16 protein-coding genes are annotated in these 13,195 nt (G+C 66.3%); 6 read left to right on the top strand and 10 right to left on the bottom strand.

Translation table 11 applies throughout. From position 1 onward, the window contains the following. Position 1: 1 nt before the first annotated feature. From ACHQ4I_RS12225 to ACHQ4I_RS12200, 6 genes are all read right to left on the bottom strand, one after another. On the bottom strand, positions 2-1,348 hold the full coding sequence (locus tag ACHQ4I_RS12225) for a vWA domain-containing protein (RefSeq protein ID WP_420771824.1): 1,347 nt from the start codon (positions 1,346-1,348) through the stop codon (positions 2-4). Positions 1,349-1,389: 41 nt separating this feature from the next. Then, on the bottom strand, positions 1,390-2,766 hold the full coding sequence (locus ACHQ4I_RS12220; RefSeq protein WP_420771823.1) for a hypothetical protein: 1,377 nt from the start codon (positions 2,764-2,766) through the stop codon (positions 1,390-1,392). After that, on the bottom strand, positions 2,766-3,275 hold the full coding sequence (locus ACHQ4I_RS12215; protein ID WP_420771822.1) for a hypothetical protein: 510 nt from the start codon (positions 3,273-3,275) through the stop codon (positions 2,766-2,768). Before ACHQ4I_RS12215 ends, ACHQ4I_RS12220 begins: the two co-directional genes overlap by 1 nt. Before the next feature lie 513 nt (positions 3,276-3,788). Beyond that, a complete protein-coding gene (locus tag ACHQ4I_RS12210; protein ID WP_420771821.1) occupies positions 3,789-4,493 on the bottom strand; it encodes a class I SAM-dependent methyltransferase in 705 nt (234 codons plus the stop codon). A gap of 82 nt (positions 4,494-4,575) precedes the next feature. Then, positions 4,576-4,971, bottom strand: coding sequence for a DUF1801 domain-containing protein (locus ACHQ4I_RS12205; protein WP_420771820.1), 396 nt, complete (start codon positions 4,969-4,971; stop codon positions 4,576-4,578). A 141-nt stretch (positions 4,972-5,112) separates the two neighbouring features. Beyond that, a complete protein-coding gene (locus ACHQ4I_RS12200) occupies positions 5,113-5,508 on the bottom strand; it encodes a hypothetical protein (RefSeq protein ID WP_420771819.1) in 396 nt (131 codons plus the stop codon). Between ACHQ4I_RS12200 and ACHQ4I_RS12195 the strand changes: the two genes are divergently transcribed. Next, the gene (locus ACHQ4I_RS12195) at positions 5,498-5,812 is read left to right on the top strand and encodes a hypothetical protein (protein WP_420771818.1); all 315 of its coding nucleotides are present in this window, start codon (positions 5,498-5,500) and stop codon (positions 5,810-5,812) included. The two genes, ACHQ4I_RS12200 and ACHQ4I_RS12195, sit on opposite strands and share 11 nt — an antisense overlap. 54 nt (positions 5,813-5,866) lie before the next feature. On the opposite strand, the gene bfr is transcribed toward ACHQ4I_RS12195, so the two are convergent. Continuing rightward, positions 5,867-6,349, bottom strand: coding sequence for a bacterioferritin (gene bfr / locus ACHQ4I_RS12190; protein WP_420771817.1), 483 nt, complete (start codon positions 6,347-6,349; stop codon positions 5,867-5,869). A 62-nt stretch (positions 6,350-6,411) separates the two neighbouring features. After that, on the bottom strand, positions 6,412-6,609 hold the full coding sequence (locus ACHQ4I_RS12185) for a (2Fe-2S)-binding protein (protein WP_420771816.1): 198 nt from the start codon (positions 6,607-6,609) through the stop codon (positions 6,412-6,414). Positions 6,610-6,859: 250 nt separating this feature from the next. Here ACHQ4I_RS12185 and ACHQ4I_RS12180 point away from each other — a divergent pair, with 250 nt between their 5' ends. Beyond that, positions 6,860-8,338, top strand: a complete 1,479-nt coding sequence (locus ACHQ4I_RS12180; RefSeq protein WP_420772658.1) for a multicopper oxidase family protein — start codon at positions 6,860-6,862, stop codon at positions 8,336-8,338. A 56-nt stretch (positions 8,339-8,394) separates the two neighbouring features. Here ACHQ4I_RS12180 and ACHQ4I_RS12175 read toward each other — a convergent pair whose 3' ends face one another. Beyond that, complete coding sequence (locus ACHQ4I_RS12175) at positions 8,395-9,285, bottom strand: ubiquinone/menaquinone biosynthesis methyltransferase (RefSeq protein WP_420771815.1); 891 nt, start codon at positions 9,283-9,285, stop codon at positions 8,395-8,397. Between the two features lie 147 nt (positions 9,286-9,432). On the opposite strand from ACHQ4I_RS12175, the gene ACHQ4I_RS12170 reads away from it, so the two are divergent. The 4 genes from ACHQ4I_RS12170 (at position 9,433) to ACHQ4I_RS12155 (ending at position 12,472) form a co-directional block, all read left to right on the top strand. Then, on the top strand, positions 9,433-10,335 hold the full coding sequence (locus ACHQ4I_RS12170; RefSeq protein ID WP_420771814.1) for an alpha/beta fold hydrolase: 903 nt from the start codon (positions 9,433-9,435) through the stop codon (positions 10,333-10,335). A gap of 86 nt (positions 10,336-10,421) precedes the next feature. Further along, on the top strand, positions 10,422-11,159 hold the full coding sequence (locus ACHQ4I_RS12165; RefSeq protein WP_420771813.1) for a MerR family transcriptional regulator: 738 nt from the start codon (positions 10,422-10,424) through the stop codon (positions 11,157-11,159). A 208-nt stretch (positions 11,160-11,367) separates the two neighbouring features. Next, entirely contained in the window at positions 11,368-12,018 is a 651-nt protein-coding gene (locus ACHQ4I_RS12160; RefSeq protein ID WP_420771812.1) for a cutinase family protein, read from the top strand. Positions 12,019-12,121: 103 nt separating this feature from the next. Beyond that, positions 12,122-12,472: a hypothetical protein gene (locus tag ACHQ4I_RS12155; protein WP_420771811.1), complete on the top strand. Its 351-nt coding sequence runs from the start codon at positions 12,122-12,124 to the stop codon at positions 12,470-12,472. A gap of 97 nt (positions 12,473-12,569) precedes the next feature. On the opposite strand, the gene ACHQ4I_RS12150 is transcribed toward ACHQ4I_RS12155, so the two are convergent. Next, positions 12,570-13,136, bottom strand: coding sequence for a YbhB/YbcL family Raf kinase inhibitor-like protein (locus tag ACHQ4I_RS12150; protein ID WP_420771810.1), 567 nt, complete (start codon positions 13,134-13,136; stop codon positions 12,570-12,572). Positions 13,137-13,195: the final 59 nt, after the last annotated feature.

Genomic DNA, 13,195 nt, shown 5'->3' with positions numbered 1-13,195 from the left:
CCTAGTCGAGAAAGTTCTTGAGTTCGTGCACGAGCTTCTGGATGCGTCCGGAAATCACCGGGGTACCAAGGTTTTTGAACCGTTCACGGAACCACGGGTTGACGCTCTGGTGGCCGGAGCTGTTCACCGAGCCGACCGGGATGAGCTTCACCCCGGAGCGGTGCACCGCCTCCATGGCCTCGAACAACGGCTGGGAGCGGTCGAACTCGTAGAAGTCCGAAATCCACACCAGCACGGTGTTCTTGGGGTCGGTGATCTTGGGCTGGGCCATGGCCATGGCGACCGGGCCGTCGTTGCCGCCACCGAGATTGGTCCGCAACAGCACCTCGAACGGGTCGTGCACCCACGGGGTGAGATCCAGGGCGCGGGTGTCGTAGGCGATGAGATGCACATCCACCTTGGGCAGGCCCGCGAAGATCGACGCCAGAATGGTGCAGTTGACCATGGAGTCGACCATGGAACCGGACTGGTCCACCACCACGATCATGCGAGCGGGGACGGTGCGCTTGGCGGTCTGACGGTAGTAGAGCCGGTCGACGTAGAGGCGCTCGTCCCGGGGGTTCCAGTTCGGCAGGTTCTTCCAGATGGTCCGGTCCACGTCCAGGTTGCGCAGGATCCGCTTGGGCGCGACCGTGCGGTCGACGGAACCGGCGCTGGTCTGCTGTACCTGGGTGCGCAGGACTTCGGCGACCTCATCGATGTAGCGGCGGATGAGGCGCTTGGCATTGGCCAGGGCCACGCCGGACAGATTGTGCTTGTCGCGCAACAGTTGTTCGATGAGCGACATGCTCGGGGTGAGCTGGGCGGCCAGGTGCGGATCGGCCAGCACTTCGCGCAGCCGCATGCGCGACACCAGTTCGCCTTCCAGACCGGTGAGCACGCCTTGTACGGCGCCGGCCTGCTCCTCGCCCAGGCAGCGGCGCAGCCAGTTGGCATCGGACTGCCAGCCCGCCAGCTGGGTGGCGCTGACCTGGCCGGAGCCGGTGGCGAAGACGTTCAGCAGCAGCTTGGAAACCAGTGCGGCGGTTCGGACATCGGCCGCGCCAGTGGGCTGGGGCGAATCGGCCACGGCCTCGTTCTCGGCTGCGGAATCCACGGTCTCGGTCGCGGAGTCGACGGTCTCGGAAAAGTCGAGGCTTTCGAACTCCGCCTTCATCTCCGGATAGCGTTGCACCACATTGTCGATGGAAATGCCCGGATCGAGCACGGCCAGCGGCAACCCCAGATCGTCGACGATGCCCGCGCTCGCCTGTTCCAGCGTCGGTTGCTGATCTCCGGTGAAGACTCCGGCCAGGAGACGCCAGTACAGGATCTGGCGTCGCGTCTCGTGATTCGGCCCGTCCGTCACCCGACCGCCACCCCCCATGGAATCGCTTCGCGATGCTGTAGTCATTTGCGCAGCAACCGTCCTGCGCGCTCGCGCAACACCGCCACGGCGTCGCCCGACCTGGCCTGTGCCTTCGCGACTTTCGGATCGGTCGGACCGAGTGCCCAGTCACCGTTGTGGAAGGCGGTGAGTGCGCTCTTGACCTTGCGTCGCACGGCCAGCGGTCGCACCGACCAGCCGCCGGCATCCCAGCGCAGCAATCCGATCATGGTGCTGGAGGCGGTTACCCCGGCCGGAGTGAGCGGACCGGCCGATGGCAGCGCGTCCAGTTCCACTCGAATCCGCTGCTCGCCCAATTCCATTGCACCGTCGCGGAACCGGTACCCCTCGAGCAGAACCGGTTCGGCGATGTGCACCGGATCGCTGTCCAGCGGCGCGACGGCCGGGGCCTGCGCCTGCGGCAGCTGCACGGTGGCGGTGACGAACGGATCGGCGGCCGCCCCGGCCTTCGCCCGATCGTCATCCCACAGCAGGTCACCGGTCGCCGTCAGCGGCATGTCGGTGAGCTCCAGCGCGCGCTGCTCGGCCAGCGCGGTGAGCAACTGCCGATGCGCACCCAGCAATTGCCAAACCGCAGGTCCCACAATGGTGTCCACCTTGGCCGCGGCCACCGATACCCGCACCCGACGGGCCGGTGCGCCCGCGACCTCCAGCACGCCGTGCACCTGGGCCTGTACCGCGGTCCCGTGCTCGTGTAGGTCCACGCCCAGCGGCAGTAGCCGACCCGAAACCGACTCGGTCACAGCAGATTCCGCGCCGCGCCAGGACAGCAGCAGGGCGCGCGTCCACAGATCCGCCCAGCGTCGCGCGGGCACCCGGTCCATGGTCGCGATCGGCGCGCAGGCGCCCAGTTCGGCGGTGAAGCCGTCCAGCAGGATCGCCAGCCGTCGCAGCGCGGGGTCTGCCAGGAGCGACTCCACGGTTTGATCGGCGGCAGCCACCAGGTCGTGGTCCACGCCGCGCCATCCGGCGATGGCAAGTTCGCCCAGCCAGGCACGCGAACCCGCCGCGAGCGGGCTCGGGGCGGCGGCCTCCGGTGCGGCCGTCCACTCGGATCGATTGCGGCCCAGTGCCGTATCGGCCTGGTCGACCAGTGCGTCGTGCACCGCGCCCAGCAGGGCGGCACGGGCGGCGGCTAGCGCGGACAGCTCATCCGTGCCGACCGCCCCCGTGCTCACCTTCGACACCGCCGCCGCCACCGCCTCGGCCAGTGGCGAACCCGCCACGGCCCCGGCCAGCGCCGCCAGTGCCGCGCTCTGCGGTTCGGAAACCCGGGCGAAGCCGTTGACCAGTGCGGTATCGAAGCCGCTCACCGCGTCCAGCGCCGCCGCGACGCCGATGGGCGCATCCGCCAGTGCGGCTAGTTGTACGGCCTGCATCAGCGACCCACCCCCGCCGGGAACCAGTGCAGTTCCGGGATCGGCGTCGCGCTACCCGGCAGTTCCAGGTAGGTCAGATGCCGCAGGAACCGGCTGAACACCGCGGCGGCCGGAGCCGGATCGCGAGTTCCATTGAGGCAGTGCGCGAGTCGGGCGCCGTCAGGGACCTCGACACGCAGGAAGCGCGCCACCCGGTCCTGCCCGTACTGGAGCACCGCTTCTTCGATGAGCGCGTCCAGATGCTTGCAGACCCACCCCTGGTTCAACCCGCCGCACGGCCGGTTGTTATTGGTGCTACAGCTCAGCCCATGCGTCCCCGCGGTCACCGACGCCACGTACACGCGTGAAATATCGGAGCCACTAGACACCACGCCCTGGAGGCGTCCATCGGCCAGCTCCACGAACGGCACCTTGTTCAGTTTGCGCGGTGCGACGGCGGGCAAAACCCGCACGACAGAAGCGCTTTCCCAGGCCGGTTCATCCGGCGTGGCACTCGGATTCGAGGCCATCGTTCTCCCTCCCGATCGATCACGATGCGCCCCAAGATATGTGACCGCACCGACAAGTCCCGTCCCAACCCTGAACCGGCTGGTGAAGAACACCTCCGCGCCGGCCTTCAGGCCAACCCGGCGGCGATGGCGCTGAGCGCGCTCCGCACACGAGACGGTCCTATTCCCCTTCCCCGCAACGCAATTGCGATGCGAGTGCATCAGCCGACCGCGCCGACCGGCTGGTCCACTGGCGGTGTGCGCGTCATCAACCGCGGTCGAACATCCGCGTCTCAGGGCGATACGTCGACACCTCGACAACCTGGAGGCTGACATGTCCACACCCCCACCCATGGCCGCCCGCAGGTTGCGGCAATCGCGGAACCGTGTCGCCGCAGTTCATCGGCGCGCATTACCGCAGCGAGCTTGTGCAAGCTCGCCGAACAAGACGGCGAGGCACGAGCCGGTGTACTTCGATGGTTGCCGGTGCCTCTCGGCTGGGCGGCGCAGGCCGCGAACTGGCTTTGTAGGGGATCAGCCCAGTCGGGCGCAGAGCAGCCAGGCGGGGACCGACTTCAGGCCGGTGGGTTCGTCGCGGATGCCCTCGAATCGGAATCTCGGGCCGTCGGTGGTCGAGCCGAAGTCGTCGACGGGCAGGTTGCCATGGATTCGGGCTGGCCTGATCTCATCGACCACCCAGTACTTTTCCACCGCGTCGCGAAGCTCGTCGGCGGTCACCGGCGCTGGCCCCGGTACGGGGACTTCGGGCAGGGCGGCGCGGTCGAACACCAGCGCGAAATACGACGCCCCCGGTGCGGCGGCGCGCACGATCGACTGCTGGTAGCCCGCCCGCGACTCGACCGGGATCGAATGGAATAGCGTGCTGTCGACGATGGTGCCGAAGCGGCCGTCGTAGCCGGTGAAGGAGGTGACATCGGCGACCTCGAAGGAGGCGTTGGCCAGGCCGCGCCTGGCCGCCTCGGCGCGGGCCAGCTCGATCGCGGTCGGCGACAGATCCAGTCCCACGGTGGTGTAGCCCCGCTCGGCCAGATATAGCGAGATCGCCGCCTCGCCGCATCCGACATCGAGGACATCGCCATGGAATTTGCCCTGCTCGATCAGCGCGGCGAGTTCCGGCTGGGGTTCCCCGATACTCCACGGGGGTTTGACGCCCGGCCCGAATGGGCCGCCCGTGCCTTTGTAGACGGCTTCGAACTCGAAATCATCCGGCGCAGTCATAGCATATGCGTATCAGTGACGTTGGTGGCTGTCAACGTCCTCGGTGGACCCGCAGCTGGGGGCGGCCAGGCGCGCCCGGATCCTATTTACCCTGCAGATTCAGTGTCACGGCTTCGCGAATGAGTTTCTTCAGGGCCTCGGCATCGATCACGTCGTTCTCGCCGATGTCTATGGCCCGCCTGACCTTGCCTTCGAGGCTGGAGTTGAACAGGCCTGACGGATCGCGCAAAGCGGCGCCCTTGAAGAACGTCAGCTTGACCACGCTCTTGTACGTCTCACCGGTACAGATCCCCCCGTTGTGGGACCACACGGCTGTGCCGGGACTCGTGGCTTTCACCCACTTCCACTCCTCGACGACGTCGGGATCTGCTTCGTGAATGATTTCGCGCACCGTGCTGAGCGTCGCGCCGCGCCAGTCGTTCAGATCTCGAATCCGCTCGTCGATCAGTGCGGAAGCGCTCGAATCGTTGTCTGCCATCGGTATCCCCTTCGCAGTTGAACGCGGTGTGGGCAAGGCTGTTTCGATGCGACATGCCGATACTACCGACGCGTCGGCGCAACCAGGGCTCCCGCAGCCGGGCAAAGGCGGCACCCTGCGGCTGGCTTAGGTCGCCTTCTATTACAACGGCACCGACGCGTGACGTTCGCGACTGTAACGACTGGTGCCGGGTTCGCCGATCCTCGCGATGTGATCTTGTTGGCCATCGAGATATGAGGGATCGTAAGTGAGAGTTGCTATTTCGGCAGTTGCGCTGGCCGCAGTGGTCATGGGTGCCAGTGCCTGCCAGGAGGATGCGACCGTGACTGGGTCCGCGTCGGTGAGCAGTTCGACGGCCGCGTCCACCACGACGCCTGCTTCGAGCCCGGTAACGAGTACCGGCGCTCCGGTCGCATCGGGGGTGCCGACGACGGTCGCAGCGGAGGTGACGACGACGGTTGCGTCGGGGGTTACGACAACGGTCGCGTCGGAGGTGCCGACGACGGTCACGTCAGAGGTGCCGACGATGCGGTCCACGCCGGTTGCGGACCCGGCTGCCACAGCGTGCGAGCACGCGACTCGGCAGGAGTTGCAGCAGGTGCTGGTAGCGAGCCGGGTCTCGTCCGTTCCGATCGTGCTCGGGGAACCGCAATGCAAGCAGCACTGGGCTATGGCGTGGTCCGAGCACACCGATGTCGCGCCGCAGCCCACCGGATATCTGTTCCAGGTGTCGTCGCAGGGTTTCTGGAACTATGTCGCGCAGGGCAGCGCGATTGATTGCAGCTCCCATTACGGGGTGCCCGCCGACATTGCCGCGACGTTGCGCGGCTGTCGGAAGTAGGCAGGATCTGTCGGATCCGGGCGTACCCGCCGCGGCCCGGATCCGGTGACAGCGTCAGTCGCCTTCGGGGGTGTCGGTGTAGCGCTGCAGGTACAGTTGCTCGCCGAGCTTCTCGAGCAGGTCGATTTCGGTCTCCAGGTAGTCGACGTGGTGTTCCTCGTCGGCCAGGATGGTCTCGAAGATGCACGCGGAGGTGGCGTCACCGCGCGAGCGCATCACCTCGATGCCGCTGCGCAGCCGGTCCACCGCCTCCATCTCGATCTGCAGGTCGGCCCGCAGCTGTTCGGGGACGGTCTGGCCGATTCGCAGCGGGTTGAGCTTCTGGTAGTTGGGCAGCCCCTCCAGGAAGAGGATGCGATCGGTGAGCACCTCCGCATGCTTCATCTCATCGAAGGACTCGTAGCGGGTGTGCTTGGCGAGTTTGGTGAAACCCCAGTTCTCCTGCATCTTGGCGTGCAGGAAGTACTGGTTGATCGCCGTGAGTTCGGCTGTCAGCTGCTCGTTGAGCAGCGAGATGATTTCCTTGTCGCCTTCCATGGGTGTGATGGTGTCACAGCTCACAGCCGGCAAACCGGTTAGGACGCCCTATCGTGTCGGGATTACGCGGCGGGCGCCGCGGCGACCCGGACGCCGGCGGTGCGGGCCTGGCCGACCACCTCGGAAAGACGCCGGGTGCAGCTGCCGCAGCCGGGCTTCCAGCCGCACGCCTTCTTGACCTGCGTGGTCGAGCTGGCGCCTGCGGCGACGCAGCTGTGCACGTCCGATTCGGAGACGGCGTTGCAGATACAGACGTACACGGATGCCTCTTGCGTGAGGGGACACTTCGGCGAGGTTAGGCTCGTCTAACGAGGTAAGCCTCCCCTAATGTATAGCACTTCCAGGTGGATGCCTGTCAATAGCGGGGTCGGGAGTCTCGGCCCGGCCGGGCCGCATAGCAACCAACTAGCGTGTCATCAGCCGGACGTCGCGGATCTCGTTACCGTTCATCGAGACCGGATCCCCGGGACTAAGCGCTGTCGATTCTGTCCTGCCCTGCGAAGGAAGTGAATCAGCGTGCCCATCGATCGACGTGAATATCTCCAGTGGAGCGCTCTGGCGCTGTTGACCAGCACGGGCGTGGCTGCGGCGGGGTGCTCGCACGGCCCTTCGGACACGCCGCCGGGCGGCAAGGTCGACTACACCGTGCGCATCGGTCGAGGTGAGGTCGAACTCGCACCGGGGCGGGCCGTGTCGACGACCACCTACAACGGTCAATTCCCAGGCCCGCTCCTGAGATTCACCGAGGGCAGGCGGACCTGGGTCGATATCCACAACGACACCGACACCCCCGAACAGTTGCACTGGCACGGACAGCATGTCGGTGTGGACGTGGACGGTTCGGCCGAGGAAGGCACCCCGTTCATCCCCGCGCACGGGACGCGGCGGATCTCGTTCGTGCCGGGGCCAGCCGGATTCCGGTTCTACCACACCCATCTCAACCCCGGCGCGGACCTGACCGGCGGCCAGTACGGCGGTCAAGTCGGCCCGGTCTACATCGAACCGGCGACCAACCCCGGAGCCTACGACCGCGAAGTGTTCCTGACTCTCAAGGAATTCGAACCCAGCCTCAGCCAGGAACCCGAAATGTCCGAGGACTTCCTGGCCGGAGACCCGGTGCCCGAACTGCGAGACAGGGCAGAGGCGGCGATGGCCGCATCCCTGGCACGCGGGGAACCCCACGGCTACGAGGTGGGCTACGAGGCTTTCACCATCAACGGCCGGATGCTCGGCCACGGTGATCCGATCCGGGTCAAGAGCGGCGAGCGGATTCTGCTGCAGGTGCTCAACGGCAGCGCCACCGAAACCCGCAGCCTGGCCCTGCCCGGCCACACCTTCACCATCCTCGCCCTCGACGGCAACCCGGTCCCCAACCCGACGGAGGTGCCGGTGCTGTGGCTGGGCGCCGCCGAACGGATCTCGGCGCTCGTGGAGATGACCAACCCCGGCGTATGGGTGCTGGGAGATCTGGCCGACGAGGACCGCGAAGCCGGGCTGGGCGTCGTCGTCGAATACGCCGACCGCACCGGCGAACCGCAATGGATCCCGCCGCAGCCATTCCGGTGGGACTACCGACTGTTCACCACGCCCGACCGGACCGCGCCGCCCCCCGACCAGGTGATCGACATGCTGATCGAAAAACGCAACGCCGCGCGCGACGGGTTCAACGCGTGGACCATCAACGGCACCCCCTTCGCCGTGGACAGCAAGCAGTCGACGATCGACATCACCCGAGGCAAGCGCTACCGGCTGCGTCTACGCAACGCCACCGACGACATCCACCCCGTGCACCTGCACCGCCACAGCTTCGAAATCACCCATGTGGCGGGCACACCCACCGCCGGACTACGCAAAGACGTGGTGATGCTCGGCGGATACCAGAGGATGGACGTCGACTTTCTCGCCGACCAGCCCGGTCTGGCACTGCTGCACTGCCACGCCCAACTCCACATGGACTTCGGGTTCATGACACTGCTCAACGCCACCTGAACCTCATGTCGGCGAGCGCATGCCGCCGTGGTCGATGTGCTTCCGGATCCGGCTTCTCATTTCGATTTGGTGGCCCACAGGATGACGTTCGTCCCGAAGAACCTCTTTCGCCACCCGATATCCTGAAAACCGAGCTCACTCAAAATCTCGGCGATGTGTTGTGGTGACTTGAAGGCGAGCGTGCTGGATTCGAGATAGGTGTACGACGATCGGTCGCGAGCTACCACCTGTCCCAGCAGCGGAACAATTCTGCGAATACCCCACTCGACGACTGGTTTGACCGGACCACTCGGGGGACAGGTTTCGAGTATCACAATTCGGCCGCCGGGCTGGAGAACTCGGTGCTGCTCGCGAAGCACTGCGCCGAGGTCATCGACGTTCCTGAGCAGATAGCCTTCGGTAATTCCGTCGAAGGACTCGTTCTCGAACGGCAGGCGGGCCGCATCCGCATGTTGCCATCGAACCGCCTCGGCGCCGGGCTTGGCCTTTGCGCGACTCAGCATCTCCTCCGAGAAATCGACGCCGGTCACGGCGGCGTCCGGGTACCTGCGTGCCGCCTCCAAGGCGATCACACCTGTCCCCGTGGCCAAATCCAAGAGCCGTCCGCCCGTCGGCGGTGCGACCCGTGCGGCCACCTCGCGGCACCATTGTTCATGACGGCCGAGCGTCATGACGAAATTCATCCGATCGTAGTACCCGGCGATCTTCTCGAATATCCCGTGCACTTCGGAGCCTTTGTCACGAGGCATGCTGGCACGTGTCATTTCGTGGACCTCCTCGGCTGTTGAATTTCGAACTGGCGAAATCGATACTTCGGGAAAGCGTTCAGCTGCGGTAAGCGCGTCGATGCCGACGATTCCGATGGTCGATCCGCTGATCAGCGCGGCGAGCGCGTGGTGGTTGACCAGCGTCGTGGTATCGGGTCCGTGCCCGGAGGTCTGCAGCACCGTCAGCAGGATATAGAGCTTCCAAGCGAACAGCGGGCCGCGAACCGTCGGGACCGGGCGATTCGCCACACGTCATGCGAACACTTCTGGTAGTTCGCAACGGGAGCGGTTGACCCTGACCCTGCGTCAGGGTTGGAGCCTTGTCGCATGACGAATGACAGCACTTCCTCGGTTCGGCTCGCTCCGCCGATCGGAGGTTTCCAGGAGATCGACGGCCGCCGCGTTTTCGTGCATCGGTCGGGCGGCGGCGGGCCGGCCGTCGTGTTCCTGCCCGGCGCGAGCGCGGTCGGTCTGGACTATTTCGGTGTCCAGCAACAGGTTTCCCGATTCACCGCCGCCGTGGTCTACGACCGAGGCGGCACGGGCTACAGCGATCCCCTCCCGCTGCCGCGCACCGCCGCGGCGGTGGCCACGGAACTGCACGAGCTGCTGCGCGCCCAGAACATCACCGCCCCCTACGTTCTCGCGGCACACTCCCTCGGCGGCTTCTACGCGCATCGGTTCGCACAGTTGTACCCGCAGGACGTGGCGGGACTGGTCTGGTTGGACGCCCTGCACCGCGACTGGGACGACTTCATGCCGCCCACGGCGAGTCTGGCCGCGGCCGAGCAGATGGCAGCTGATCCGGAGCAGCTCCGACAGATGCGCCCGACACTGCGCGAGATACACGCCGCGTTGCTCGCGGACTACCCGGAGCACATACGGCAACCACTGATCGATGCCAAGGTGAGCGACGAATGGATGCGGGTCGGCATCGCCGAGCGTGCCACCTTGACCGACCTCGCCACCGAACTGCGCGCGGGACCGAGCGTTCCCGACGTCCCGGTGGTCGCGCTCACCGTGGTGGGCGAGGACCCCGCCCAGCAGGCGCTGACCGCGCAGGAGGTGAACGACGCCAAGACGAGAATGGACGCTGCCCTGGTGCGCAGGGTTTCGCACGGGGAACAACGCATCCTCTCCGACACCCTCCACCACCGGCTCTGCTTCGACCGCCCCGATGCCGTGGTCCAGGCGATCCGCGACGTCGTCGATCGGGCGGCTCGCCGCTGAGTTCGCCCACCCCGCCGGTTCCGCAAGCTCCACCGGCGTGCCATCCCCCTAGACTCGGCACGATCGCGTTTCACGAGAGGAGGACGGTGCTCACGATCGGCCAACTCGCGGCGACCGCCGGAGTGACCGTGCGCGCTGTTCGCCATTACCACCACGTCGGCCTATTGCCCGAGCCCGAGCGCGATGCCTCCGGCTACCGGCGCTACAGCGCGCAAGCCGCGGTGGATCTCATTCGGATCAGGACCCTCGCTGATGCCGGTGTTCCGCTGGCCCGAATCGACGCCCTGCTGCACGCACAGCCGACCGAATTCGCCTCGGCCATCGTCGACATCGACGCCGAATTGCAGCGCAAGATCGACCAGCTCACCGAATACCGCCGCCGCATCGCTGAATTGGCAAGCGGTGAAAGCCTTGTCCTGCCCCCCGAGGTGGTCGCCATCCTGAACCGGATGCGCGGTCTCGGCGTCAGCGAACTGAGGGTACGACTCGAGCGCGACTCGTGGATCCTGCTCCAGGCACTGGAGCCGCAGGCCATGCCGCAGCGGATACGGGACAAGACCGCAGGCCTCGACGACCCCGAGACGACGCGCCTGTATCTCGCCTGTGATCAATCAGTCGACTGGGATCCGCACGATCCGCGCCTGGACCGGCTCATCGACGATCTGGACGCATGGGAGATCGAACACGAACGAGACAGCGGTCGACCAGAGAGCCTGCAGCTGATCTCTTCCCGGATCTCCGAGGCGTCACCGGCATGGGAACGCATCCTCGATGCGCTCACCCACCGCGCCGAGCGGCGCCGAACCGCCGGGCAACACGGCTGAAGCCGGCACCGAGGTCATCTCCGACAGCTGATGCGGTGCGAACTGGCAGCCTGAGATTGTGCGGGGGCCGATCGAGGGGATATTCGCCGCCCTTGTGCCTGGTAGCGGAGTACATTGTAACTTGTCTCTGACAAGTGTCACTCGACTCCTCACAACGACGTGAGGGCTGGAGGAAGCACTTCTCACAACGGCGTGAGAGGTGAGGAAAATGAGCGACCGAAAGGTGGTTCTGCTCAAAAAGTGGCGGACGGCATCGACATTCGCGGTCTTGCTGATCGCAGTGAGTGCCGTGCTCGGTCCGCACGCGGCGGCGCAGTCGTGTGCCGCGGTGGATCTGGTGGTGGCCAGGGGGTCCGAGGAACCCGGGTACCTCGGTGCCTTCGTCGGTGATCCGCTGTACGGCGCGATGCGACAGGCTCTGCCGATGAGCGTGCGTGCGTATTCCGTGAACTACCCTGCGAATCCGGCGGATCTGTCGTCGGTGGGTGTGGGTAGCGCCGATCTGGTGGCGCATGTCGCTGCTCGAGCCGCGGCATGCCCAGGCGAAGAGTTCATCCTGGTCGGCTACTCGCTGGGCGCGGCCGTGGTCCACGCCGCGCTCGGCACCGGTGTCGTCGCCGGACTGCCGGGCGTGGTGCAGCTGCCCGGTGATCTCGGCGACCGCGTGGCCGTCGTACTGCTGTTCGGTGACCCGCTGCGCCTGACCGGGTGGAGTGTTCCCGACCAGTATCTGGACCGCACCGCCGATTTCTGCGCGGCCGGCGATCCGGTCTGCGGCGGTGGAACCGACCCCGACGCGCATTCCCATTACGGCGATTCCATCGGTGCCGCAGTGGGATTCAGTGCTGCCCATGTCTAGCATCGGCCCGCTTCTCGTGCGGTGCGTGCCGCCATCGCGGCCTGCTCCGCGCGGCGGTCCGCTAGTTTGGTGGTCGATACCCGTTCGGCGATCAGGAGATTCGATGGAGCTCAAAGCGGTGCTCGGACCCGTTGCGCGCGGATTCAACGCAGGGGTGATGGCGTTGACCAAGGTGCCGTGGATCGGGCCTCGGGTGGGCCGGGCGATCACCGAGATCACCTACGTCGGCCGACGTTCCGGGCGCACCATCAGCACACCGGTGAGCTTTCGACGCTCCGGCGACGAGATCACCATCGGGGTGGCCATGCCGGACCAGAAGACGTGGTGGCGCAACTTTCTCGGTGCGGGCGCCCCGATCTCGCTGCGGCTGGACGGCGCCGAACGATCCGGGCACGCCGTCGCCAGCCGCGACGATAGGGGCCGCGTCAACGTCAATGTGCGCCTGAGCGATTAGCCGCGACGGTGTTCTCCGTTGTCGCCAACCAGTGATTCATCGCCGCGGCGTGCGGGGGTAACTGGGTGCTCTGTCGAGCGGCCGGGTGGCGTGTCTGTCAATGACGTTCGTAGAAGGCATCGATGCGGGCTCGGGCGAGGGACTGTCCGGCCGCGAGGACGGCATGCGGCTTCGCCGATTTCAGGGATTTTCCACCCGCTGCGGTGATCGGCTCGGTCAGGGCGAAGAGCTGGAAGACGTAGCGGTGCGGGCCGTGTCCCTTGATCGGCGCCGGCCCCAAATAGCCGCGGCCCCAGCCCGAACGCAGGACCCGCACGCCCGGCGCGGGATCGTCGGCATCGAGTGCGCCCTGCGGCAGACCGGTGAGTGTGGAGTCCAGCAAAGCGACGGCGTGTACGAAGGGCGCCTTCGTCGGCGCATCGGGATCCTCGATGACCAGCAGCAGCTCGGCTGTTTGCGCGGGTGGTGGCGACCAGGTCAGCGCGGGAGAAAGATCCTGGCCGCCGATCCGCTTTCCGGCATGAATCGTATTCAGCACCGACTCGTGGTCGAAGTCGGGACTGGTGATCTGGAAGGTGGTGGTCCCGGCCAGATTCGGACGATGCCAGGCCAGTCCTCGGTCACCGGCTCGCCGGTTCGCGAGGATCTTGCCGACAACGGACATTGCAATCTCCTTGGTAGCTGGTCGATTTCAGAGCTCGCGATCGTGTGCCGCCACCAGGT

It is taken from the genome of Nocardia nepalensis (genome assembly GCF_048910785.1).
GTDB lineage: Bacteria > Actinomycetota > Actinomycetes > Mycobacteriales > Mycobacteriaceae > Nocardia > Nocardia nepalensis.
Note: the sequence above shows the minus strand (reverse complement) of the source record. Positions and strands in the feature narration are given on the sequence as shown.